Source organism: Colwellia sp. SU-HH01217 (genome assembly GCF_057543495.1).
Genome location: NZ_BAAJLX010000001.1, coordinates 526133 through 552541 on the forward strand (window position 1 = coordinate 526133; position 26409 = coordinate 552541).

General features: G+C 37.7%; 25 protein-coding genes. 8 read left to right on the forward strand and 17 right to left on the reverse strand.

The features are described from left to right. Positions 1-32: 32 nt before the first annotated feature. Positions 33-662, forward strand: a complete 630-nt coding sequence (locus AC27G3_RS02260; RefSeq protein WP_487118376.1) for a dUTP diphosphatase — start codon at positions 33-35, stop codon at positions 660-662. Positions 663-773: 111 nt separating this feature from the next. Next, a complete protein-coding gene (locus tag AC27G3_RS02265; RefSeq protein ID WP_487118378.1) occupies positions 774-1424 on the forward strand; it encodes a DUF2726 domain-containing protein in 651 nt (216 codons plus the stop codon). Positions 1425-1479: 55 nt separating this feature from the next. Here AC27G3_RS02265 and AC27G3_RS02270 read toward each other — a convergent pair whose 3' ends face one another. Both AC27G3_RS02270 and AC27G3_RS02275 read right to left on the reverse strand, forming a co-directional pair. After that, positions 1480-1836, reverse strand: a complete 357-nt coding sequence (locus AC27G3_RS02270; protein ID WP_487118379.1) for a hypothetical protein — start codon at positions 1834-1836, stop codon at positions 1480-1482. Between the two features lie 25 nt (positions 1837-1861). Beyond that, the gene (locus tag AC27G3_RS02275; protein WP_487118381.1) at positions 1862-2605 is read right to left on the reverse strand and encodes a substrate-binding periplasmic protein; all 744 of its coding nucleotides are present in this window, start codon (positions 2603-2605) and stop codon (positions 1862-1864) included. A 111-nt stretch (positions 2606-2716) separates the two neighbouring features. Between AC27G3_RS02275 and mtnN the strand changes: the two genes are divergently transcribed. Genes mtnN through AC27G3_RS02290 form a run of 3 tightly spaced genes read left to right on the forward strand, consistent with a single transcriptional unit; the run spans position 2717 to position 5096 of the window. Beyond that, entirely contained in the window at positions 2717-3442 is a 726-nt protein-coding gene (gene mtnN / locus AC27G3_RS02280) for a 5'-methylthioadenosine/S-adenosylhomocysteine nucleosidase (RefSeq protein ID WP_487118383.1), read from the forward strand. A gap of 1 nt (position 3443) precedes the next feature. Then, positions 3444-4427 carry a cobalamin biosynthesis protein CobD/CbiB gene (locus tag AC27G3_RS02285; protein WP_487118385.1) on the forward strand — a complete coding sequence of 328 codons (984 nt, stop codon included), beginning with the start codon at positions 3444-3446 and terminating at the stop codon, positions 4425-4427. 27 nt (positions 4428-4454) lie between these two features. Next, positions 4455-5096, forward strand: coding sequence for a trimeric intracellular cation channel family protein (locus AC27G3_RS02290; protein WP_487118387.1), 642 nt, complete (start codon positions 4455-4457; stop codon positions 5094-5096). 38 nt (positions 5097-5134) lie between these two features. Here the strand turns inward: AC27G3_RS02290 and AC27G3_RS02295 are convergent, their stop codons facing one another. The 14 genes from AC27G3_RS02295 to nosR all read right to left on the reverse strand — a co-directional run bounded on the left by AC27G3_RS02295 (position 5135) and on the right by nosR (position 21424). Continuing rightward, positions 5135-5863 carry a lysophospholipid acyltransferase family protein gene (locus AC27G3_RS02295; RefSeq protein WP_487118389.1) on the reverse strand — a complete coding sequence of 243 codons (729 nt, stop codon included), beginning with the start codon at positions 5861-5863 and terminating at the stop codon, positions 5135-5137. Positions 5864-5885: 22 nt separating this feature from the next. Continuing rightward, positions 5886-6209, reverse strand: a complete 324-nt coding sequence (locus AC27G3_RS02300) for a ribonuclease E inhibitor RraB (RefSeq protein WP_487118391.1) — start codon at positions 6207-6209, stop codon at positions 5886-5888. Positions 6210-6408: 199 nt separating this feature from the next. After that, on the reverse strand, positions 6409-6894 hold the full coding sequence (locus tag AC27G3_RS02305; protein ID WP_487118393.1) for a hypothetical protein: 486 nt from the start codon (positions 6892-6894) through the stop codon (positions 6409-6411). 99 nt (positions 6895-6993) lie between these two features. Then, complete coding sequence (locus tag AC27G3_RS02310; RefSeq protein ID WP_487118395.1) at positions 6994-10809, reverse strand: M4 family metallopeptidase; 3816 nt, start codon at positions 10807-10809, stop codon at positions 6994-6996. Positions 10810-10974: 165 nt separating this feature from the next. After that, entirely contained in the window at positions 10975-11580 is a 606-nt protein-coding gene (locus AC27G3_RS02315) for a cohesin domain-containing protein (protein WP_487118397.1), read from the reverse strand. Between the two features lie 268 nt (positions 11581-11848). Then, entirely contained in the window at positions 11849-12301 is a 453-nt protein-coding gene (locus tag AC27G3_RS02320) for a hypothetical protein (RefSeq protein WP_487118399.1), read from the reverse strand. 14 nt (positions 12302-12315) lie between these two features. Then, complete coding sequence (locus AC27G3_RS02325) at positions 12316-12870, reverse strand: DUF4136 domain-containing protein (RefSeq protein WP_487118401.1); 555 nt, start codon at positions 12868-12870, stop codon at positions 12316-12318. Positions 12871-12929: 59 nt separating this feature from the next. Next, positions 12930-13451, reverse strand: coding sequence for a nitrous oxide reductase accessory protein NosL (locus AC27G3_RS02330; RefSeq protein ID WP_487118403.1), 522 nt, complete (start codon positions 13449-13451; stop codon positions 12930-12932). Beyond that, a complete protein-coding gene (locus AC27G3_RS02335; protein WP_487118405.1) occupies positions 13451-14269 on the reverse strand; it encodes an ABC transporter permease in 819 nt (272 codons plus the stop codon). Before AC27G3_RS02335 ends, AC27G3_RS02330 begins: the two co-directional genes overlap by 1 nt. Beyond that, positions 14269-15216: an ABC transporter ATP-binding protein gene (locus AC27G3_RS02340; protein ID WP_487118407.1), complete on the reverse strand. Its 948-nt coding sequence runs from the start codon at positions 15214-15216 to the stop codon at positions 14269-14271. Before AC27G3_RS02340 ends, AC27G3_RS02335 begins: the two co-directional genes overlap by 1 nt. 15 nt (positions 15217-15231) lie before the next feature. Then, the gene (locus AC27G3_RS02345) at positions 15232-16554 is read right to left on the reverse strand and encodes a nitrous oxide reductase family maturation protein NosD (protein WP_487118409.1); all 1323 of its coding nucleotides are present in this window, start codon (positions 16552-16554) and stop codon (positions 15232-15234) included. Between the two features lie 140 nt (positions 16555-16694). Continuing rightward, positions 16695-17222 (reverse strand): TrmH family RNA methyltransferase, encoded by a 528-nt coding sequence (locus tag AC27G3_RS02350; protein ID WP_487118411.1) that lies wholly within the window; start codon positions 17220-17222, stop codon positions 16695-16697. Between the two features lie 154 nt (positions 17223-17376). Next, positions 17377-19281 (reverse strand): TAT-dependent nitrous-oxide reductase, encoded by a 1905-nt coding sequence (gene nosZ / locus AC27G3_RS02355; protein WP_487118413.1) that lies wholly within the window; start codon positions 19279-19281, stop codon positions 17377-17379. 70 nt (positions 19282-19351) lie between these two features. Then, a complete protein-coding gene (nosR, locus tag AC27G3_RS02360) occupies positions 19352-21424 on the reverse strand; it encodes a transcriptional regulator NosR (RefSeq protein WP_487118684.1) in 2073 nt (690 codons plus the stop codon). Positions 21425-21736: 312 nt separating this feature from the next. Here nosR and AC27G3_RS02365 point away from each other — a divergent pair, with 312 nt between their 5' ends. Further along, on the forward strand, positions 21737-22171 hold the full coding sequence (locus AC27G3_RS02365; RefSeq protein ID WP_487118415.1) for a hypothetical protein: 435 nt from the start codon (positions 21737-21739) through the stop codon (positions 22169-22171). 98 nt (positions 22172-22269) lie between these two features. Here AC27G3_RS02365 and tyrS read toward each other — a convergent pair whose 3' ends face one another. After that, positions 22270-23469: a tyrosine--tRNA ligase gene (gene tyrS / locus AC27G3_RS02370; protein WP_487118417.1), complete on the reverse strand. Its 1200-nt coding sequence runs from the start codon at positions 23467-23469 to the stop codon at positions 22270-22272. Positions 23470-23645: 176 nt separating this feature from the next. On the opposite strand from tyrS, the gene AC27G3_RS02375 reads away from it, so the two are divergent. Beyond that, positions 23646-25097 (forward strand): OapA family protein, encoded by a 1452-nt coding sequence (locus AC27G3_RS02375; protein WP_487118419.1) that lies wholly within the window; start codon positions 23646-23648, stop codon positions 25095-25097. Next, positions 25090-26265 carry an anhydro-N-acetylmuramic acid kinase gene (locus tag AC27G3_RS02380; protein WP_487118421.1) on the forward strand — a complete coding sequence of 392 codons (1176 nt, stop codon included), beginning with the start codon at positions 25090-25092 and terminating at the stop codon, positions 26263-26265. Before AC27G3_RS02375 ends, AC27G3_RS02380 begins: the two co-directional genes overlap by 8 nt. Positions 26266-26409: the final 144 nt, after the last annotated feature.

The following is a 26409-nucleotide window of genomic DNA, read 5'->3' on the forward strand; positions in this document are numbered from 1 at the left end:
TAAAAATTTACCAACAAATTCTAGAGAATTTCATGACCGAAAAATCTACTGCAATCAGCCAAATTAATCAAATGTTAACCATGCAAGACGCCATGAACTCACGAGTAAGTGAAACATGGCGAACTAATGGCTATGAATGGTATCGCGCAATTTGGGTAGAATGCGCCGAAATGCTAGATCATCACGGTTGGAAATGGTGGAAACATCAAGAGATTGACGTTCCTCAAGTACAATTAGAATTAGTGGATATTTTTCATTTTGGTTTATCATTGCGATTAATGACAGGTGAAAGCGTTGGCACTATTGCTCAATCATTAGCAACAGAGCTAAGCCAAAATACCAACGAGAAAGACTTTAAAATTGCCCTTGAGAATTTAGCAGCAGCAGCTGTCAGTAAAAAGCAGTTTGATGCTGTAGCACTTGCTGACTGTATGTCTTTAATGGCAATGGATTTAGATGAACTATTTCGTCAATATGTTGGCAAAAACACTTTGAATTTCTTCCGTCAAGATCATGGTTACAAAGAAGGTAGTTATATTAAAGTTTGGCACGGCGAAGAAGATAACGAAGTATTAGCAACTCTTGTAAACACTCTTGATGCCAGTGCCGAAGACTTCCAACAACAATTATACAATGCTTTGGAAGCAAAATACCCTGCTTAAGCTTTGTACCACTTATTGTAATATTTGTTCATACCCACAGCTCTGGCACAAATTCTGCAAGTTCGCTATTACTAAAAATAGCGTCAAGAATTTGAATTGCCGGAGATGTTTATGGAACTTATATTATTTACCTTAATAAGCCTTATTGTTATCGTGACTGTGTTGGCAACACGATTGAGTGATAACAGTTTTCCTTTTCCTTTTGATAGCAAAAAGTCAATTTTTACCCCTGCAGAAAAAAACTTCCAAAACTTAGTTGAACAAGCGATGGGCTCGAACTATCGTGTCATAAATCGTGTCAAACTCAGTGATATTGTTAACATTCGCAATGGAGTATCTAAACGAGCAAGCCAGGTAGCAGCCACTAAGGCAAATGGTAAATACCTTGATTTTGTTATTTGTGATCGTGCATCGATGAAGTTACTTGGCGCAATTGATCTGGTTGATACGCAAGGCAAAGGCTATAAAATTAAAAAAGATTGGTTTGTTAGCGGCGCTTTAGAAGCTGCAGCTATCCCCCATATCCGTATAAAAGTAAAAGCAAACTATACTATTGACGAAATTCGCGCATGCATCAACAACCGCTTATTAAGTAATGGCGCTGTACAACCTAAAGTTAAAGGAAAGGTCATTCCTGCTCCAATGGTAAAAGCAAGACCACGTAATGTCGGTGCTATTACAGCGCCTGCTGCTCAAGCTCAATTAGCGCCACAAATGGCTAAAAACATTCCTGCGCCGCAAGTTGCTTCTCTGCCGCATTAAATACAGTAAAATAATACCATTGATCACTCAACGTACATTAAAGCGTTGAGTGATTTTACAGTCCATATTTTTTCATTAAAGATGTAATATACCCTGTCGCTTTTAATCTTTTCATTTGCTTTTCAAAAACTTCTATCATAGCTTCAATATCTTTCTCAGCAGTGTTAATTGGGGTAAATGCTATATAGATTTTTTCTTGGGAAACACAACCTGCAAGCCTATATTTATGCCATTCTTTTTTCTGTTTCAATTCATAAATGGTTGAGTTTTTAGTAAATAAGAATGCATCAATTCTATTTTTATCAAGTGTGTGAGCGTTTTGAACAATAAACCTTTCATGATACGGTTGATATTGAAATTGTTGAGGGTTATCAACAATATGCTGAAAAGTCCAATTAACGGTAGCGTTCAATGTTAATTTAACTCACATCATAAAATTAATAAGGAAATGGGACATTATATTTCAGGTATAAGGATTCTAATTTTCCACTGTCTAATAAACGCTTTATGCCTTTATCAAAAATACTTTTCATTTCCCTACCTTTAGCATTTTTACTAAACACCATGAACAGTTCAAAATACCCGATATCGTGTATCTGAAATTTTTTTTCCGGCATATTCTTATTCAAATCAACTAAGGATAGTTCTAAAAGCGTGCGCGCATCTAAATAATAATCGGCTCGGCCATGTACCACGAGTTTTAATGCGGCATCGCGATCTGCTGAAGGAAAACCTTTAAAGTAATCTTTGTCTGCATCAGAGAATAAAACATCTTCGTAATTATTCCCCCATGTCCCAATATAATTAGATAATTGGTCTAAAGTAACGTTATTTAACAACGGATTGCTAAATAAAATACTTTTAGGCTGTTTTAAAATAGGAAATTGAGAAAAGTAAAAAGTTTCGTTTTTTGGCATTGCCCCGGTGATATCAGCTTCTGAATGTTCAACCTTGAATAACGATCGTTTCCATGGAACATAATTAATCACTAAGTTAAAATCTCTCGGTTCAAAAACTGCCTTCATAATTTCATGATATAAACCATTACCATTCGTTTCACTAAAATTTGGCCATGCCTCCGTCGCCCAGATAACAGGCTGTTTCGCTTTACTTGCGAGTGCAGTGAATAAAATAACTAATAAAAGTAAAATACGAAACATTAACAATTTATCTTTAGGCATATTAATCCAAAACTATAGCTAAAGTTGAGCATGATATATACACAGAAGCAGATTTTTCTTTTGATGCGCGCTATAATTCTGACAATTATTAGTTCCTTAGAGTTATTTTCAATGAAAGCAGGCATAATTGGCGCAATGGAGCCCGAAGTAGCGATTTTAAAAGCTAAACTAGAAAACTGTCAAACACATACACATGCAAGTTATACCTTTTACCAAGGTCAACTCAATGGCGATGATGTCGTTATTGTACAATCGGGCATTGGTAAAGTCGCTGCGGCTCTAGCAACTGCTATACTTATTGATAAATTTGAACCTGACTATGTTGTTAACACAGGCTCCGCGGGCGGCTTTGAACAATCACTGCGCGTGGGTGATATCGTTATTAGTTCAGAAGTAAGATATCACGATGTTGATGTTACTGCATTTGGTTATGAAATTGGTCAACTCCCCAGCAATCCTGCTGCTTATATTCCTCACCCAACCCTTGTAAAAGCAGCACAATTAGGTGTAGAAAAGCTTAGTGAAACTCAAGAAAGTGATATTCAAACGCTTGTCGGACTAATCACCACAGGTGATACTTTTATGACCAAAGAAGATGATATTGCCAAGGCTCGAGCAAATTTCCCTACTATGGCAGCTGTTGAGATGGAAGGTGCTGCTATTGCACATACTTGCCATCAATTTAACGTACCATTTGTTGTTATACGCTCAATGTCTGATATTGCAGGTAAGGAGTCCCCAACCTCATTTGAAGCTTATTTAGAGACTGCATCGGTTAATTCATCACAGTTGGTTATGAATATGCTTGATGCTTTAAAAGGCCAGCAACTCTCTTAAAATGATCAAGCTAACCGAGTTCGACCTGCCTTTAATAAACCACTTTAGCTCTATGGTGTTACTACTGTTTTGTGTGATTATAATTAAAGGTTTAGTTGAACATTTTGCTGAACATCAACCTTTACGCTTTTTTAGTTTTTATTGTTGCAAACTCAGTGACAAGGTTAATAAAGCTAAAAATTCGAATAAGCAACAAAGCATTGCTGGCCTAACTTCCATTATTATTACTTTAGCGCCCATTGCTGTTATTTTATGGTTATTTGAATTTTTTATTGAAGTCCCTTGGTTATGGCAAGGTTTTTTACTTTATTTTGCTTTAGGTCCTTTTAATTTGATGGCTAAAAGTAAGACTATAGCTCAAGCGCTAGTGGCCAACCAAAATTATTTAGCAAAGCAAACACTAAAACCTTTAATGTTGCGCGAAATAGAGCCGTTATCAAAAATGGGCTTAAGTAAAAGTTGTATTGAAATGCAACTGCTTAAAACACTACAACAAACCGTTGTTGTAGTGTTTTATTTTTTCCTTTTTGGACCACTTGCTGCTGTGAGTTACCGCTTATTACTTGAGATGCATTACAGCTGGAATATTAAACAAGTTAACTTTCATCATTTTGGACGTCCTGCAAGTGCTTTAATCAATGTTATGCAATGGTTACCGATAAGGATTTTTACCTTGATGATGTTATTAATGCACTCTAAGCAAAATTTACTGTTAACTTGGCGATTGATCCGCGGTAAGTTTTTTCAACTAAATAGCGATATTGCTCTGCACTGCTTTGCTTTAAACTTACAAATTAAGCTCGGCAGTGTCGCTATGTATAATAAGGTAAAATTGAGAAAACCAAGCTTTAACGATCAAGCAAGACAACCCGAACCAACAGACATTATTCATGCGAGTAACCAGTTAAAATACACCCTAATAATGTTTGGATTGCTTTTGTTAATGCTTTGTGCAGTATCTTTTATTGTGCAGGCTAATGCGTAACGTCAGAAAATATATAAGTGATAAATAATGATTGAATTACTCTATTGGTTGGATATTTTTGGGATCGTGGTATTTGCCTTATCTGGCGCTTTAGCAGCGGGCAGATACCAATTAGATCCTTTCGGTGTCATTGTATTGGCAGCTGTGACAGCGATTGGCGGAGGCACGATTCGAGATATTATTTTACAAGCACCCGTCTTTTGGGTATTAAAACCCTTCTATCTTTATATCATTGTTTTAACAGCCATCTTAACCATTATCATTATTAGACGACCTAAACGTGTGCCAACACGATTTTTATTGATTGCCGATGCAATAGGATTAGCACTCTTTTCAGTACTGGCAACACAAAAGTCACTTAGTTTAGGTGCTCCTATCACAGTTGCTATTATTATGGGGACCATAACGGCAGTTGCAGGAGGGATGATCCGCGATATTATCTGTAATGTTATTCCGATGATTTTGCGTCAAGAGATTTATGCTACAGCTGCTATGCTCGGGGGAACTTTACTGATTGTTTTTCAACACTTGGGCTGGCAAAATGATCTAGCAATTTTATCAGCTATCGCAGGTGCGTTAACATTACGCCTAGCAGCTATTTATTGGAAAGTGTCACTACCCGCTTTTGACATTATTGAAAAAAGTGACAAAGATTCGCTTAATAAATAACGGATAAACAACCAATCAATTAACAATATAAATTAAAGTTAATGATTGCGAGAAAATACTTTTGTCATATCTGCATGCATTTTCTCATACCAGCCATCTTCAAGCACTACAGGTGCTAATGCTTCAATTTCAATGGTACCACTTTTGGCATATCGATTAGCTTCATCATAGACATTAAGTATATTTTTGATGATAACAGGTTGAGCTTTTAACGATAATTTTTCAACCAACACTTTAGTACCAGCCTCAAACTTACCGATTTCCCCTGTTTGTGTGCGTGTGCCTTCAGGAAAGATTATAATTTTCTTACCTTTGCGCATTTTAACTTCTTTAATTAATTTGATAATTGCTCGTCTGTCTTGTTGATCAATAGTGATATGTCCAACACGATTAACAATACCTGAAACAGGCCATTTATCCATAATACCTGTTCGCCCAACAAAACGAACATCATTGCCCACGACTTCTTCCATGGCAAAAATATCTGTCATACTTTGATGGTTAATAATCAATATATCGGTATCTTCTTCAATAACGCCAGTTAAATTAACTTGTGCGCCAGCATTACGAACAATCTTTATACTAAAAAATCGCCTTAATTGATTAAACTTATCACTATCCTGTCGACAAAATGATAAGGCAATCGCTTCAGCAGCAATGGTTAAATACACTTTATATTTTTTAATATAAAAGGCGGCTAGAGAGCCTAGAGTAGTTTTTTTTAACGATTGAGGATTATCTACAATGGCGTTCGATGGTGTTTTCAAAATACATTAAATGAGCTTCAAATTAAGCTTCAATTCCCCAACCGTCATTATAACCTGAAAATTTAGCCGCGATTTGTTCAAAAGTTGATTCTTGCGCTACGACTTCATCATAACTTGGCACCATAACGATTGTGCAATCTAGATCCCAAACATTAGGTGTTTCATCTGCATGTAGATCAACTTTTATCTCTGGTTGTGTTTCATTGATAAAATCAGCCATGGCCTGTGCTTGACTCTGTTGCTCAAACAAATGAAAAAATACCACGTCATGTTGTTGCGTTAAGTCGATACCTGCCTGATGCATTTCAGACAATACTTGACCAGTTTCATCATCAGGAAAATTCATAAGATTGACACACTAAAATTACTCTATACTTCAATTATCCGGCATTATATACGCAATTTATTTGAAAATACACAATTGAAAAAACCTATGTGTTTCAATATTTGATAAAACTGTAAACAAATTACCGAAGGCAATTAAAGGCTAAATTAACACTTAAACATTAAGGTGTGTTGAAAGAGTAAATCAATCAACAAACAGGCTAATTTAACTGAGACTCTACTATTTTCAGTTTAATTATTTGCTCACTTTCTAGAATAGCCTTACCCTCTTTAGGATGAGGTTCAACATCTAATAAATACAGTTGATAACCCAATGCATTAACAACTTCTGATTCACGTTTGCGAATTAACTTAACCTCCATTTTCTCTCCGCTATCATTTAACACTTCGAGCATAACGATTATCTGACCAGCCCAGATACATGCTGTCCCCTGCGGACATCTCGAATCTTCAACCTTGATCAAGCGTAATGCCAAATTTTGATAGGCAAGTGTTTCTCCTGCTTGCAAACTAACTTCTGAAGTAAGTGCTTTATCATCTAACGCTTGATTAAGTTCTGTAGTTAATATTGAGTCTTGGCGTATTGGGCTTGATGCCTCGGTGCTATTATTTGTTTCAGCAACTGTTGAATTGCCTAACATACAACCAGATAATACGATAATCACAATATAAGTTAACCTAAACATTCCATATCTCCTTAACCTAAAAAATAAGCTCGGCATATGCCGAGCTTTATTAATTAATCACTGTACTACATCGCTATTAATAATAGCTTATGTAAATTACTAGGGTGCTGGTGCAGCACAACGCGGTAAGGTACATACTTGAGTACATTGACGTGCATCTGACATAGTAATAATGCCGTCTTCATCATTATCACGAGGATCACCCGGTGCTGCAGGTTGATTACGAGCAGCGCCAATTAAGTTTATATCACTGCGATCAACAAACCCATCTAAATTAACATCACATTTAAGCGCCTGCGGAACATTGTCACAAACTAAAGATACATCGTCAATTTGTGCATACCAATCCCAATCGCCACTATTCGGGTCAAAGTAATGCCAACGTAGTTTCACATCTGCTTCGCCTGCATAATGAGATAAATCAACCGATACAGCTTCTCCATCTGCAGTTAACAGACCGCCCACAGGATGATCTTCATTCCAACTTAACATATTTACCCAACTGCTACCGCCATCTGTACTAATATCTAGATTAAGGAAATCAAGACTGCCGTAGTTTTGATAATCGACAATATACTCCAAAGATGCACCAGTCCAACCCACTAAGCTAAATGAATTAGAATGAAGTTCAGTATCGAACTCTCCAGGCACACTATCACTAGAAACTGAAGCGGCATCACCTGCGCCACCGGTATAGTTGCCACCGATGCCAGACCCTGCAATAGTTGACCAAACAATACCAGTACCCGCATTGTCGACAACGCTCCAACTTGACGATATACCATTATCAAAACCAATAGGTGATGCGTTACACGCCATATCTGTAGCAACCGCTACACAAACACTTGGCATAGCATCTTGTGGAATATTATCTTCAATCGTAACGTCATCAACAAAGAAGTTAGAGTGAGTACCATTAGTACCACCAACCGTGCCGCCTATTTCTAGGGTATGCACTTGGCCGTCATTATACGGTGCGATTGAGAAAGATTGTTCCACATAATTACTATCAGTGGCATCACACACTATCGATCCAATCTCTGTACCATCAATACTAACGACAACAGTGTCTTCAGGAGCATCACACAGACCACGTAGCGTATTAACTGTTAACTCAGTTGCAGATGCAGGAATAGTAATATTCTGAGATGCACTGCTGGTAACGCCATCAGCTAGTCCCCCAATCCATACAACCCAACTTCCCGTTTTAGTAGGTACGGCTGGACAGCCATTACCAGGGCCACACAGTGGAAAATCAGGAATGCCACCGAAGGTTGAACTTGGTGTCCAATGTGAATTTGGTACACCCGATTCAAAACTCCAATCGCCAACAATATTACTGCTGCTTATTGCATCCGTTGGATCGGTACATGCAAAGCCACTTTCAACCTGACAACTTGCAGAACAACCATCTCCATTGACTGAATTACCGTCATCACACATTTCACCAAGATCGAGGATGCTATCACCACAAACTGGCGGTTGTTCAGCTGAACATGAATATGCTTCGACGCTATCAATGTACCAACCAATTATGCCGTTACAGCCATCGGTACCAAAATCAAAGCGTAATCTAATTACATCTCCTGCTACGGCTATACCATATAAATCAACTTGTGATTGCCCCCAACTGCCGCCATTACTTCCACCATCTGTACCAGTAAACGCTTGTTGCGCAGACATTGGGTTATCACCAACACTAATACTACTGTTATAGCTATTAAACGAGTAAGCTTCTGCAGGAACTAAAATAAAAGGACCACCATTAACACTGACTTTCAAGTTTCCACCATCCCAGCCTGCTTCACTAGCAACCCAATGATCAAACGCTATATGAGGTATTCCAACAGGAAGGATAATTGTCGGACTGTCTAGATTAATGACACCAGCTTCGGTATCGTCAGCACAATTACCCGCAACAAGATTAGGAGCAAATGCAGCTAAACTGCCACTCGCGCCAGCAGGAATATTGTTTTCTATTGACCAGCCAGGGCTATCAAAGGTCGCAGGGTTTACAACATCATGAGCACTAACTGTCCATCCAGCAGGTAAACCAGCTTCAAAATCTTCACTAAAGAATGTTTGTACACTACCCATACCTTCACAAAGTGCTGGAGCATCTATAGCAAGCAATGGTTCATAAGCACACTGTGCAGGCGATGTACGAAGCTCTACCGCATCGATAATTGAGGTAACTTGTAAACAATCACTTGCCGTTATAATTTCTCCTGAAAGAGAGCCATCATCCAAAGTGCTTAAGTTGATACCTGTTAATGCACTACAAGCGGTTTCAAGTGCGTCAGCATGATCAAGAAAGTTACTTGCGGGTGTAAGCATATTTTGAGCAGCCCAATGAATATGAGCGGATTTTGTTAACCCTAAACCTGTGTCAGAAAAACCATTGTAATTGCCGCCATCAACCATAAGTGCGTATGCATGGTTAGGTACGCCAGAATTAGAGTGAACGCCCCCTTGGTCAGCTTCACCACAAAAATATTCACTGTCGGTAACTTTACCAGGATCGCCATAACAAGTAGGGTTCCACATATCACGAATAGCACCACCAAAACCTGATGTATCCTCTCCCATTAACCAACGTACGCTATCGTCAGCGCTTGGAGTACCAGCACCGTATATTGAGCAATTATCATCTGTTCTTAATACATCTGGAGCGGCAAGATCATCTCGACCATTGATGCGATCAACTGTTTCACCCCAAATATCTGAATAAGATTCATTCAATGCACCTGATTGCCACTGATAGATTAAATTATTCGTATATTGTGTATAAGCATGGCCCCATTCATGGGCAGTAACATCATCACTAGTTAATCCTGGGCAAAAAGAAATATATGTACCATTCCAAGAAGCATTAGGACAAGCATCGCCACGATTGAAAATAGCATCCATTGTCGCGCCTGAATCATCGAATGAATCACGTCCATAGGCGTTATCAAAAAAGGCATAAACCTCAGCCGACGCATAAATCATATTATCAGCTTCAATGACTCCAGTAGGTAATGGATCTCCCTCAACCCAAAATGGATTACCCGTATAATTAGGACCTGGGTGTGCTGCACCTTCCGCATCATATGCTCTGCGATCGAGTGCATCGTGAATACCGGTAATTTGGTCGATAATCTCGCCATTTAGCGCATCAACGTAAACAAATTCACGAACATTTCCTGCACCGTTTATCACTTCTATTTCATAAGCTAAATGATCTAAACCCGGAGTGCCTTTTAACAGCCCTGCTCGAAAAATCATTAACACACTAGAATTGACGCTAAGCGCTGCAGGTGTGCCGAGCTTATCTTCTCTGTTACCTACATTACTCATACTATCTGTGCTAATACTTTGAGTAGGGTCTTGTTCGACCCAATTGAAAGCTATTTTAGCCGCTTGATTAGCAGTAAGGTTGGGAGTAGTGACCGCTTTAATGTCTGTAAGGAATTTACCGTTTACAGCGATCATCTCCCCATCTGAGTTAAAATGAGTTCTTAATTCACCAGCAAAAACTGGTAACCCATTGTAATATTGTTTAAAAATACTATGTTCAGATCCTAACTTATCTCGATTTGTACCGACTAATGTTAACTCGGTATCAACATTTGATATACCAAAAGCACTACCATAGTCACGCAAAAATGAAAGGGAGCTTTCACCTGCATTTGATGTCGTACTACTTTTGCTTTTGCTTTTAGTTCGACTTGTTCTTAATTGTAGTGGGCTAGGTTGTGATTTAGGTTCGAGACGAATAAAGCGGGCATGTCCTGTGTTTTTATCAACACTTATTTTAGCTTTGCCTGCGGTGTCTGCGAGAAGCTTTTCGGCTCCTTTTGCTTTATCGGCGAATGCCGGAGTGGTGCTTAATGTTAAACACAACATTACTGCGATTTTACCTACATGATGCATGCTAATTTCCTTGTATGAAATTTGAAATACTTAAATCCCTAAGTTTTCTAAACAGCGATTGCAAACTTTTATTGGGTATTTATTACCTTATTTTAAATTTATCACTTAAATGTACATTTGAACGTAAAGTAGAATTATCAATAATCTACTTTAATAAAAACTTATTTAAGAATGGTATTTTTGCCTAACAAATAACGAAATCAATGCTAATCCCACCAATAGTGTTGTACCTGGTGTGGGTACTGGGGTAACCCCTGTAATTGATGCATTATTAACTTCAATTATATTAATAGCGTCGCCATTAACATCGTCTAAATCTGCATAGCTAAATGCAACTTCGCTAGTAACCGGGGCATCGACACTAAAAAATAATTCAGCTAAAGCAAAACTAGCAGGTTGAAGATCCCATAATTCAAAGTTTGAAAGATAGCTAAATTCAGAAAGGTTAACTACACCTGGAGCATATTCCCCCCAACTCCAATCTTCAGCATCTGCAAGCGGGTCAAAAAAATCAACCACGCCCAAACCATCAAACAAGTTATAACCTGTAAAAGATAAGGCACTGGTATCGAATGTAACATCTAAATCGAATGCAGCAAGCGATAAAGGCACATAATCTCCCAAACCATCAATCATGACGGTCACAGAGACAATGTCACCTGTGTCGGTAGTTTGTGTGGCAGGGTCGAGGGATAAAATGACATTAGCATTTGCAATACTGGTAAAGATAAAGCAAACGGCAAATACAAAATTTGTAACTACTTTTTTCATGAATAATTCCTTTATTAATTTAAATGAAAATCAAGATATATATGTTTTGCATGGATTTTTAGGCATATTTCATACCATAAAAAAAATATAACGATTAAACATTATGTTACAACCTTGTAACATTTTTGAATTAAGCACATTGTAAAAAAAATAGACAGTAGTTTACAGTGTCAGCCTTAACTTTGAATTTCTAGCTAACTTGATAAACTAATTTTTTAAATAAAAAAGTTAACTTATTTTATCTACGGTTATTATCGAGGCGGGGGAACTATCGCGCTATGCATTGCTGTTCGACACAAGCTGTGCTTGATGTTGAGAAATAATCAGACAAATTTAAGCAGGCTTTTTCAGTTTGACTAGATTGATGACTCATGACTTTTATTAAGATAGCCGCCCCTTTAGTGTTAAGCGCCACCATACAGCCTAATTTTTTCTGTTGTATGTCAAATAGAACACACTCTTTATTGGTTTGACAACTCAGATTAGCTTTAATAATTTGATGTATCGATTGTTCGACTGCCGTTAGAGGCAAGTTTGGTGTGACTTGATGTGCTGCGTTTGTTTGTTGTTGTTTGAGTTGTTGATCGTAAGATTCTTGTTCAAGCGAGTGCTTTAATTCAGTAGTGTAAGCTTTATTCTCTTTTAATAAATACCCTAAAGCCAACAATGTCGTCAAAAAACCTAAGAACACAATAATTGCAATACCAACCCATTTAATCATCGCTATAGCTGCTCTTAGCTAGGGGCTATGTTGCTTGGGTATAAGGCTATCATTGCAAAAATTGCCGACTTTATTTTTTCATTAGTTTTTCTAGAATTATCTTCCACATCAATATCTAGATCATAAACACTTCGCCAAACCGAACGTTTACTTTTAGGATCGATAAAATCAATCACTAAACTGCCTGGAGATAATGTCCAATTTTTTGTATCCGACTGCCAAGTATTGGCTCGCAAACAATAAGCACAATACAACACACTCTTATTATATTGAGAGAGTTCACCACGCCTTTGATTAATTAAATGATAACTCACAATTAAATCAGCTTGATCCACTTGCTTGTATGAAAAACCTTGCTGCTCCATCGCCCGTTCTATAGCAATCTCTATACCGTTACGAGTAACATCATTAATTGATTGAAAAGCGACAAAGTCCGAGTTTCTTTCATACAGGCTGTAACTTGTTACTTGATTAAAATCGTAACTTGTTTGATAAACTACACCGACTTGCTTGCTTGTTGAACATGCACTAAGCAGTATTGCTAATATGATAAAGCGTAAGAAATTCATTTAAGCCAATATAATGTCTAAAGTAATCTTGCTAGCCTAACAAATGCCCCACTGCTAAGCTACATCAAAATAGATAAGCTTATCTGATTAAACGCAATAACGTTTCCGCCAAATTCTTTAGCAAAAGCGACTGCATCTTTTTGTAAACTGAAACTGGCGAGTGTTTTACCCATAGCACCTGTTTTTACAGAGTCTGCAACATACCACGCATTTTTCGCATCAATAAAGTGTTCATCATTAATCGTACCCCACGGCATTTTGCTCATATCATGGACAAACATTTGGGCTACATTCCGTTTATTCTCAGGATCTAGATAGTAACTAAACATGTCCCTTGTTGAACAAAATTTAAAAACTTTGTCGCCCTGCTCTTTTCTAAACAATTCGCCTTTAGGGCCATCAAAACGTGTAATTAACATGCCACATAAATGGCACTCTTCACTCGCTTCAATAGCTACGGCTTTATGTAACATTTGCTGTTGTTTTTCTTGCTCAGAACAAGCGGCTAACGCCCCTAATACAAATAAACTACAAATAATAGAGCTAAGAAATCGGTTTATTTTTACTAAATTATTGTTCATTAAAGTGTCTTCTTTTTAAATATGAAAATAGCTAGTGCTAACGGTAAAACTACCCACGCACTTAACGCAACAAATAGCTGCCCTTGCGATAAACTTGCATTAATAGCTATCGCAAGCACACCATTAACATCGCTACTATCAAGCCCCGCAAGGTTGACTAATCGAAAAATATCCGCTGGATTTAACATCATTAACTGCGTCAAGCCTTGCTGTGTTATGCCTTGCTCTACCCCCACAAGCAACGCCAAGAGCGCTAAATCAAATGCTAATGCAAATAAAAACCAAGTTATTAATGCAAAACCCGCTGCTTTTGATTTTTCGCTCACCAGTAAACTTATTAAATAAGCAATTGCGGTAAAACTTAACCCCAATAAAATGGCACTGCCAATAAATAAGGAGAAGGTGATTAATATCACGTCATCTTCTAATTGAAAAAATAGTAAAAGCGCTGAAGCACCAAACCCTAAAAAGGTCGCTAAAGCGATAATACCGCCCTGACCAATAAACTTGCCAAGTAGGAGTTGTGTTTTACTCAGAGGATAGGTCAATAATAGCAACAGTGTACCGGCCTCTTTCTCACCAACAAAACTGTCGTAACTTAATAACAGGGCAATCAAAGGAATTAAAAACACCGCTAAGCTGGCTAAACTCGCCACTGTAGTCGATAGTGAAGCGATGCCTAATGTTCCAGACGCCGCAGAGCCAAAATAAGTTAATCCTAGTGATAAAATAGCAAATATGATGGTAATAGAAACTAACCAACGATTACGTAATCCATCATGAAATTCTTTACTAGCAACGGTAATAACTTGTCTCATTAGTGTTGCCCTCTGTTATTTTCCATTTTGGTAGTATCGGCCGACTCAAGTGACAAATAGTATTGATATACTTGATCTAAATTTGCAGGTTCCACATGAATGTCTTGCAATGAGTCTTGATTCAACAAATGCCTTAATGCCATCATTTTTTCTTGCTCGGGTACATGTAAAATATCTTTTTTCTTTGTTAAGAATTTTGATAACTGTGTATCTTCAAGTAAACTTCCATTTAGTCCCACCGGCTTTATGGCAACAGGTAAATTAGCTTGTTGACGCAATTGTTCTAACGAGCCCATAGCTAAAACCTTACCCGCAGATAAAATCATCGCCCTATCAATATGATGTTCAACTCCTGGCAAAACATGAGAACAAAGAATAACGCTAGTACCTTGTGTTTTAAGTTGATCAACCGTTTGATAAAAGTCCGCTGTCGCAATAGGATCAAGCCCTGTCGTTGGCTCATCTAATAACAAAAGTTTAGGCTGGCCAATAAATGCTTGGGCTAAGCCCAAACGTTGGCGCATACCTTTTGAATAAGTTTTGACTTGGCGATTCATCGCATGGGTAACACCCACCTGTTCGAGTAATTTAATGGCTTGTTTTTTCGCTTCTTTGTTACTGAAACCTTTTAGCTTTGCGAAATAGCACAAAACCTCAATACCACTCAGTTGTTCATAAAAACTGACATTTTCAGGTAAGTAACCGACTTGAGAACGCATATTCCATGCCTCTTTCGACTGAGGAGACATCCCCATAACACTAATACTTCCCTCACTAGGTGTAAGCACACCTAAAATCAGTTTCATCATGGTGGTTTTGCCTGCACCATTATGTCCAAACAAACCGAGAACCTCTCCTTGATTCAATGACATATTTATTGAAGTCAATACTGCTAAATTTTTAAATCTCATACTAATATCGTTTAAAGAAACTAACGGCGTCTGCATAATGATATAAAATCCTTAATTGTTTCGATTAGCGAGATTGCTCAAATCTGCTGGGGAGCTTTGAAGAAAAGGAACGCGCATTAAAGGAAAGCTGTCTTTAACCCCTGGCGGTTTTAATACAGGAAACTGGCGTTGTACCCAACGTAAAATTATTACCGCAGGGCTATCCATAAGCATTTTCATTTCAGGGTATTGCCAAACCAATTGATCAATACCATCGTTGGGCTCAAAAATAACGTCGCCAATATTATCGTTGTTCATGTCCCAACCTAAATAATTACTCCAAAAGTTACCTTTACCATTAAGGCTCCATTCTTGTTTTTTGTTGGAAACATACTTCACCTGTGTTGGGTTGTTAATAAAACTATTTCCATAAATTTTAACGTTTTCTGAACCTGCCGTTAAATGAATGCCAATTTCAGCAGTATCGACAATATTGCCAGTGAAGGTATTGTAGCCTGAGTTATAAACAAACAACCCTTTACCATCTCTACCTAACACTTTATTTTCAGGTAGCGTCCAAACATTTTTTATCCGATTATTTTTAATGGTTGATTCGGTAATAAAGTTAAATAAAAAACCATAATCTTCACTATCTGTGGTTTGATTGTTTGCAATAATCAAACGTCTTGAACTCATCATTGCATAGCCTGCACGTGTATTATAAGCCGTATTATTCAAGACTGAATTATCATAAGAGTACATATAATGAATGCCATAACGCAGATGATGCATGGTATTATGTTCTATAATATTATCTTGGCTGGCTATAACATAAATACCATCACGTACTTGACTTGTTTCGTTACGATAAACTCGGCTATTTTTAACATTTGATAACTGTATGCCGTTACCTCGGTCAGCCGATCGCAAAGCAATATTTCCTGAAACCATATTATTAAACACTTTGGCATTAGTGGCTTTATTTAACCAAATACCAAAGCCGTCTCCTGTTAACGAGTTGCCACTAATAATAAGGTTACTAGCAGGCTCATTAGAATATATCGCGGAATTTTGTGCCGTTAAGTCATCTCCCCAATTAACAAAAGTTAAGTCAGAAATGCTAATGTTTGAATTTTTCAAAGTAAGTGCATGACCTTGACCTTGCGCATCAATAATAGCGCCAGCAACACCAATTAATTGCACTTGTTTTTCTACAATAAAGTTGCCTAAATAACGCCCTTTATCCAATATAATCACATCGCCGTCTTGACTACTATCTAAGTGTGACTGTAAATTTTCTTGAGATGATATCTGTATACGTTTTGCTGCAACTTGATGAGAAAACATCATCATGAAACTGATCAATACATAGAAATAAAACGCTGTTTTTTTCATAAATGTTATCGGCTCTAACATTGATTAAGTCTCTTTCAACACGTGCATACTAAGGTAATTAATATAACAATAATTTACCTTAATTTTTAACACATCATATTGATCTTGATTAACTATTTTACTGTTTACTTTAATCGATTTTATTGAGTTAGCTTAGCAATACAATCAGCAACCACTATAGCGCCTGCCGAAGAAACATTCATCGAATTTCCCATACCAAACATAGGAATATGAATCTGCATATCAGCTAAGGCAATTACCTCATCGCATACACCTTTCTTTTCTGAGCCTAAAACAAAAGCGATCGGTAATTGGTATTCAGCTGTTAAATAGTTGATAGACGTTTTGCACAACTCAATGGCTGCTATTTGATACCCTTGCTCTTTGAGCATATTAACAACGTTAACCGTAGAGGCTTCCTCTTCGACTTTCACCCATTTTTGCGTTCCAATAGAGGTTTTTCTTAATTTTTTTGGGTTAATCTTTAAATCACCGCAAATAACTAATTTATCTAAACAGAAGGCATCGGATAATCGAATCATTGCGCCTATGTTATGGCTGCTTTGAATACCATCTAAAATAAGCACCACTTTGTTCTTTTCTCGTTGAATAAATTCTTCTCTAGAAGGTTTTTGTTCTCGTAATTCTTGGGTACTTAATTTACTCACTAATTGCTCTCTTTGGTGATAACAGCTATTTGAAAGCTAAATTATACTATGAAGCCTTTCAATTAAGATAATTATGAACCAACAAAAAACCCGTAACAATTAACTTGATACGGGTTTTATCTTACTAAAATGCGAGTAAAGATAACTTAGCCAATTAAGCTTCTACCAACATTCTACCGCGCATTTCCATATGTAGCGCATGACAGAACCAGTTACAGTAATACCATTGAACACCAGGTTGGTTAGCGATAAAGGTAACTGAAGAGGTCGCTTGTGGACCAATTTCCATTTGCACACCATGGTTTGTCATACAAAATCCATGAGTAACGTCCTCTACTTGGTCTAGGTTAGTTACAACAACAGTAACTTCGTCTCCTAACTTAACTTTAAACTCAGTCATACCAAAAGTTGGTGCAATTGAAGTCATATAAACACGAACTTTTTTACCATCGCGAATGATTTTATTTTGAGTATAAACATCAACACCATCACGTTTAGCTTGAGCAACAGTTTCCGCAAAAATAGGATCAGTACGTGGCCATAATTTTAATGGTTTTAATTTGCTACGATGAACCATGATACAATCGTGAGGTTCAGCAAATGCAGGGCCATCATGAACTAATTTCATTTCGTCACCAGAAATATCAATTAACTGATCATTCTCAGGGCGTAACGGACCAACAGGTAAGAATCTATCTTTAGAGAACTTACATAACGACATCAACCATTTTCCATCAACGTCACGGGTTTCACCTTGAGATGTATGGTTATGTCCTGGCTGATATTGTACATCGAGCTTTTGACGAATGTAGTTCACTTTTTTGCCATTATGCGCATCAATCGCGTCTTGAACGTTCCATTTAGCAATTTGGCTATCAAGGAATAATGTTGTATATGCGTTACCTCTATTATCAAACGCAGTATGAAGTGGACCTAAACCTAATTCTGGCTCCGCTACAATAGTATCGCGTGGTTTAATTTTATCAGCAAATAGCGCATCTAATTTTTTGATAGAAATGATAGAAACTGTAGGAGAGAGCTTACCGTTAGCAATAAAGTACTTGCCATCAGCAGAAGTATTTAAGCCATGAGGTGATTTTGGTACAGGAATATAACGCGTTAATTCAGAGCCTTTACGCCCATCTAAAACAGGCACGTTATTGCCATTGTATGTTTTATATTTACCTGCTTTTAATGCAGCTTCACAAGCAGCTAAACTAAAGACAACCACATGATCACGCTCAGAGGTAATCATTTCGCCTAGCGACATCCCCATTTCTGAGTTATAACAAGTCGATGCAAAATACTTTCCGTCAAAGTCTGCATCAGTATTATCTAAGTTACCATCAACCATGACTTGGAAGGCCATTTCCATAGTTTCAGCATTTATTACGTTGTATAGCGAGCGGTAAGTACTAACGTCTTCTAAACTTTCCTTACCATCGTTATTCATAGGGATTTCAAATTCACCGTTACAAACAACATATTTTGTATAAGGTACTTTTTGAACACGCAAACCATGAATAGCATGCGCGTTTGGTACAGTTAGCATTTTATCGCACTTCATTACATCACAACGAATACGTGCCACTCGTGAATTAGCTTTATCATTAATAAATACGTATTTTCCGTTATAACGACCATCTGTCATACTCATATGAGGGTGGTGTGAGTCACCAGTTAAAAAATGCTCACTATCGCCCTTAATACGTTTAGACTCGTTAGTAATACCCCAACCAGTCGCACTATCTATATTAAAAACTGGAATACGCATCAACTCACGCATTGATGGTACACCAACTATACGTACCTCACCTGACTGACCACCCGACCAAAAACCATAATATTCATCTAATTCGCCAGGATGCACTACAGCACTAGCACCCGCTTCAGCCATTTTCGCTTTAGCTGTAGAAGCGAACATAGCGGCAGTCATAGGCGCAGCAGCAACAACACCTGCACCAATTAAGGCTGACTTACCAAAAAATTTACGGCGTTCTTCGTTTTCCAACGCGAGATTATCAGCGTCTTTATTTGTTTTTAAGTCTTCGTTACTCATTAGATTCTCCAGTTCATTAAATGAATGCACTATCGTTTTAATTATCTTTTCATCGCCACTCACTTAAGTGTTAAGCGACATTTACCGTTGGTATTTCATCTTTTTGCAATTTACGTTTTTTATACTTAATTTTTTTCAGTGGTGGACACTTTTCATCGTTGTAATAAGTGACTTGGCAATCTAAGCAGTAATGACATTCGCGCATGTTAATCTCACCATTAGGGTGTATTGCTTGAATTTCACACTCTTTCGCACAGGTTTTGCATGGCTGACCGCATTCTGGACGTCGACGCAACCAGCTAAATAATCGAATGCTATTACTGGTTGATAATGCGGCACCTAGTGGGCACAAATAACGGCAAAAGAATTTTCGATTGAATAGGTTTATCACTAACAATGTCATGGCATACAGCACAAATGGCCACTCGCGATCGAACTTCAATAAAAAAGTTGTTTTAAAAGGTTCAACTTCAGCAAATTGTTCAGCAGTGGCTAATGAGTCCATCGATAAGCCAAACAAGGCTAGTAAGATTAAATACTTAATTGCCCATAAACGTTCATGCACCGCCCATGGCAATTCAAATTGTGGGATTTTGATATAACGGGCAAACACATTCATCAGTTCTTGTAATGCACCAAATGGGCATAACCAACCACAATAAACAGCACGCCCCCATAGCAACATGGTGACAGCGGCTGCACCCCATAACATGAAAATAACAGGGTCAAGCAGAAATAAATCCCACGAAAAGTCAGAAACAAAAGCTTGTAAGAAAGTAAAAACATTTACCACTGACAATTGACCACCCCAAACCCAGCCAATAAACACAACGGTAATAACTAAATAGCCATGGCGAAAGTTATGCATAAATTTAGGGTGGCGAACAAGGATGTCTTGAAAGAATAGAGTTGCCAGTAAAATAACCATTAAGATAGCTAAAATAACCACTTCAACGTGTTTTTCTTGCCACACTTCTTGAGTTAAGGTTAGCTCTGGCTCTGGGTAAATAAGTGGCGGACGATCCACATATTTATCGAGTGTGTGATAATCCCCTTTAAAACTAGTAAAAATACTATCAATGGCGCCAAGTTGACGGCGAACTAATAGCTCAACCTGCCAATCGACACCAGGGTTAAATGCATGCTGTGGACGAACGATAAATAAAGACATTTCTTTAAAATTAGGTGCCCCTTCTATATAAAGATCTGTAACTCGGTAAAAGTCTAAATCACGAAAGGCAAACGCTTCATCATTTTGTAAAATTTGAATACGATCAAAAATTCCCCCTCTGACATAACCTGACCCTTTGTAGGAATATCCATTACCTAATAAAATGATAGCGTGTTCCTCAGGTTTTAACGTATCCATTAACCACTGATATTCAGAATCCCCTAACAAATTTCGACCGACACTGGGAATGTCTGCTTGAGCAAAATAAATTTCAGCAAACATATCCTCTTTCTGCTCTGGGGTCGCTTCATCAATATGTTCAACCTCAGTGCCAACAAAAGCTTCGTCAACCGTTTTTCTTGTCAATGCTAATTTGCGAATCGAGCCATCACCAACGAGTGTCGACCAATTAGCTTGCTCGTAAACATCAGCGTATATCGTTGACATTGGCTGAATGATTTCCTGACTTGCTTTGATGATGCCTAAAGAACGCGCGACTTGAGTGGCCGACTTAACGATAGCCACATTCATCACCATTACCGTAACCGTCGCACCTGATAACCCATCAATATGAGTGACCCCTTCTTTTTTATTGCCGCCAACCTTTAATCGTTCTTTAACACTTAACCCTGTGTATTGATCAGCAAAATTAAAAAGTTTAGTTTCTGGAATGCCAGCTAAAATAATCGGTTCATGATGTTCAAGCACTTTGGCCGCTAGATACAGGCCTTTTGGATTAATCGCAACCAACATATTAACGGGCTCGCCGGAATATGCAGGTATTTTGGCTAGATCATTAGTCTCAAAGGCATAACCAATAACCTCTTCTTCTTGATAAACAGTCCAAATAAGGGGATCGCCTGTTTTCTCTGAAATATTGGTCGCTTGTGGAAAGATTTCTTTGATGATTGGTAAGGGATCTTTAGGAGGACTGACAAATAAAGCCTGTGCTGAAAATACCATGAAAAACATCAGGATAAAGGTTGTAACACCTTGCTTTACTCTTCCTTTTGATAGCAATGCTATGTTCATATAAAAAAATAACCTTGAGTTAAAATCTATTAAGATCATGAAAAGCGCCCCTGCGACAATTTGTCACACTCGGTATATTACGCCTTCAAAAATTTGCTTATATGATTTGGATCAAGTTACTAATTCTTTTTTACTATCTAAAAAATTAGTAATAGTTAAAGATTCAAAATGTTAAATTGTTCTTGGAGCGTTTATCATTTACTATTTAAAAATAAACTACTGCGTTATAACAAGTTTTAAGGAAGCAAAGTCATGTTCCCTGTACATGGAGAATGGAAAATATTGGTCACTAACAACTATGTTTTGCAGTGGTTTAGTGGCTGCTGGAATGAAGAAGCGGCAATACAATATGTAGATGAATATCGCGTAAAAACAGCTCATTTAGCAGGTACACAATGGGCAATGCTGTCAATTTTTGAAGAATGGGAATTAGGCGTGCCTGAAATCGTTTCTCACATTGAGCAACATTGTCAACGATTTAAGGATATTGGTTGTATAAAAGATTGTCATGTCTACACTCCTAACGCAGCTAAAGCAATGCAACTAGAGCAGTTAGTGCCTCACACAGATGGAAATTACGAAAGAAAAGTATTTACCCAAGTAGATGATGCTATTACTTGGTTAAAAAATTATGGTTTTGAGATTGAAATAGAAAGCTTTTTAACGCAGTTACCTGCAAATTATTAAAAGAGAATATATATGGCAATATTAGTGAAAATATTGCCATCTTGTTGTATTACTCACAAAGCAATAAATTGGCTTATCTTAACTTTGCATATCTTTGCTTAGATTACCGTCACCTTAGCAAATTTACGTTTACCCACCTGATATATTGCTTGGCTACCACTGGCGATAACTAACGCTTTATCGGTAATTTTTTCACCTTCAATTTTAGCCGCGCCTTGTTTAATCATGCGTAAGGCTTCCGAAGTGCTTGCAGTTAAGCCAGCTTCTTTAAGCAAATTGGCAATAGCAATTTCACCATCTTCGGCTGTAATTTCTACCTCAGGTATTTCATCAGGCATAGCACCCTTTTGAAAACGATTAATAAACTCATCGTGAGCACCTTGGGCTGCTGCTTCATCATGAAAACGAGCAATAAGCTCTTTGGCTAAATCAATTTTCACATCACGCGGATTCAATCCTTGAGTAATCTTAGTTTTATACGCTTGTATTTCAGTAATGGGTTTAAAGCTTAATAGTTCATAGTAACGCCACATTAAATCATCAGAAATCGACATGATTTTGCCAAACATCTCTGTGGGGCTGTCAGTAATACCAATGTAGTTATTTAATGATTTAGACATTTTTTGCACGCCATCTAATCCTTCAAGCAACGGCATCATTAATACCGTTTGTGGGCGTTGTCCTTCAGATTTTTGTAACTCTCTTCCCATTAATAAGTTAAATTTTTGGTCTGTACCACCTAACTCAACATCTGATTCAAGCGCCACTGAATCCCAACCCTGAACTAACGGGTACATAAATTCGTGAATAGCGATCGCCTGTCCACCTGCATAACGTTTTTTAAAATCATCACGTTCCATCATACGAGCAACCGTTTGACGAGAAGCGAGTTTTAACATACCCGCAGCGCCTAATTTTTCCATCCATGTAGAATTAAAGGCAACAGTTGTTTTTTCTGGATCTAAAATTTTAAAAACTTGCTCTTTATAAGTTTCCGCATTAGCTAACACGTCTTCTTGTGTTAATGCTTTACGGGTAACACTTTTACCTGTTGGATCGCCAATCATGCCGGTAAAATCACCAATTAAGAAAATAACTTCATGACCGAGTAATTGAAATTGACGTAATTTATTAATTAAAACCGTATGGCCCAAATGTAAATCAGGTGCAGTAGGATCAAAACCTGCTTTAATTTTTAATGGTTTACCCGTTTTGAGTTTTTCTAATAACTCATCTTCTACTAAGATTTCTTCAGCACCACGTTTGATTTCAGCAAACGCTTGATTAACATCGGTCATTGACCTGACTCCACAACAGCTACTTTACGATTAATGGCCGAATTCTACTGCACTTTGGACGAGAGTTAAAAGCTTAAAATTAAAACAATGCGTATTTTTTGGCTAACTTTTGATATAGTAACAGAAAGGTGTCGTGAAAAGACTATTTAAGAACTAGCAAGAAAAGCAGTAACCGTTTGAAAAATTTAAAAAACTTATATGTGCAATTACCCAAACAGCACAAATTAATCATCAGCTCATTCAGCATTATTTTAATGTTGGTGTTGCTTGCTCCTTCAGAAAAAGCAACGGCAAGCCGACAAAGTGATGAAAATTCATACCAAGTAGGCAAACGCTATCAACTTTCTTTATCCGAAAACGGCACGCCTGCAGAAATTGATCATCAAGTTGCATCATTAATAAAGCAAACGGCCAATGAAAATAAAATACAGCCTGTAATTGATGTACAAACGATTCCAACAAAAAAGAAAAAAATTGCCATTGAAGCTGCTGAAACCATTAACTGGAAAACAGCAAAAGTGAAGAGTGGTGATTCATTAGCCAAAATTTTCAAGCGCTTCGGCTACAATGCCACAACAACCTATAATGTTATTAATGCCAAAGGCGAATATAGCCAATTATTAAAGAAAATTAATGTTGGCGATCAAATTCGTATTGGAAGCGACGATCAACAAAAGCTCGTTGCTCTTGAATATCCACTATCTAAAACAGATACGTTATATATCGACTTAAAAGAACACGGATTTGAATCTCGCAAAGAATCAAAAACCGTTGAAATAAGAGAAACCTTTGCATTTGGCGTGATCAAGTCCAACTTTTGGAGTACCGCCATTGAAGCAGGTCTAGAAGATAAACAAATCATTGCTTTAGCTAATATTTTTGGTTGGGATATTGATTTTGCTTTAGATATTCGAAGTGGTGATAGTTTTCATGTCGTTTATGAAAATCGCTACATTGACGGTGAGTTCATTGGAACAGGAAAAATATTAGCCGCTGAATTTGTTAACCAAAACGATCCCTTCCAAGCGATTCGCTTTACCGATGATGAATTTTATACTCCTGACGGAAAAAGCATGCGCAAAGCTTTTTTACGCGCACCAGTAAACTTTAGATACATTAGCTCGAACTTTAAACCTAAACGCTTCCACCCAATACAAAAACGTTGGAAAGCACATCGTGGTACTGATTATCGTGCGAATAAAGGCACTCCTGTAGTAGCGGCTGGTAATGGTAAAGTAACTCATTCAACTTACAATAAATACAATGGTAACTATGTTTTCATTCAACATGGTAATGGCATAGTGACAAAGTATTTACATTTTTCTAAACGCGCGGTTAAAAAAGGACAACGAGTCAAACAAGGTCAAGTTATCGGCTATGTTGGTTCAACAGGTATGTCTCAAGCACCTCATTTACATTATGAATTTTTACTCAATGGCGTACACCGTAACCCTCGTACGGTAAAGTTACCTGATGCGCAGCCGATAAATAAAAAATACAAAAATGAATTTGCCTCTATCTCTAAACAACGGTTGGCAGACTTATCGAGTTCGAAAAAAGCCTTGCTGAGTATGCAGAAATCAACAAACGGTACGCAAATGATAGCAACTCAATCGTCGGATGAATAAACCTCTGTTTTACATAGGTTTAATGTCTGGCACCAGTGCTGATGGTATCGATTTAGCCTTAGTTGACTTTGCTGAGCAGCAACCAAAACTCATTGCCAAATTTTACCAAGCTTATGATGAAACCACTCATCACGCGATAACTTCATTATATACAGCGAGTAGTAATGAAATTGAACGTGCTTTTAGTTTAGATAACAAACTCGCTCATTTGTTTGCTAGCGCCATCAAGCAATTTCTCAAACAAGTTAACCTATCGCCTGACGATATTATTGCCATTGGTAATCATGGCCAAACAATTCGACATCGCCCACAAATAGCTAATTTTCAACAAGGCAATCAGTCAACGTCTAACGCCTTTACCTTACAAATTGGCTGTAATCAAACCTTAGCGACGTTAACAAACATTAGAGTTGTTGGGCATTTTCGCCATAAAGACATGATACTAGGCGGACAAGGCGCCCCATTAGTCCCGGCGTTTCATCAAGCTTTATTGACAGAACGCGCTCAAATAAGTGACGATACTTTTGTCGTTAATATTGGCGGTATTGCGAACTTAACATTTCTGCCTGTTAATGATCACGATAAAGTCGTCACTGGTTTTGATACAGGTCCTGGCAATGCATTATTGGATGACTGGTATCAACAACACCATAGTAAAAGCCGTTATGATATAAATGGCGATTGGGGCGCACAAGGCGAAATTCATCAGGAGTTATTAACGCATTTACTGTCTGATGAGTATTTTAAATTGGCGGCCCCTAAAAGCACAGGCAGGGAAGTGTTTCACCTTAATTGGTTAAACGATAAGCTATCAACCTTTGCTATTGCCCCTATTGATGTACAAGCAACCTTAACGGCATTAACGGCGCAATCAATTTGCATTGAAATTCGTAAGTTAAGCACTTCTGGCAAGGTGTTTTTATGTGGCGGCGGGGTAATGAATAGCTTTTTAAAGCAATTAATAACACAAGAGTTAACTAGTGGTACTCATCAAGACTCTCGCTTTACCTTATTAACAACCAGTGATGTAGGTGTTGATAGCGATGCGCTTGAAGCTATGGCTTTTGCCTGGTTTGCTTACGCATTTGATCATAAAATTGTTGGTAACATTCCAGCGGTTACTGGCGCGACTAAAGCGGCAGTTTTAGGGAATAGCTACTTACCTTAACCATTCAATATGCCTTAAATTATTTATTTCAAGGTAACCGATTGAAGCCCATATTCTTTTTGCTAATCTAGCCTATTTACTTCATTATTTCAGTTTAAAAAATGAACTATTTTGAATGTTAATCCTCTAATTATTTACCCAATA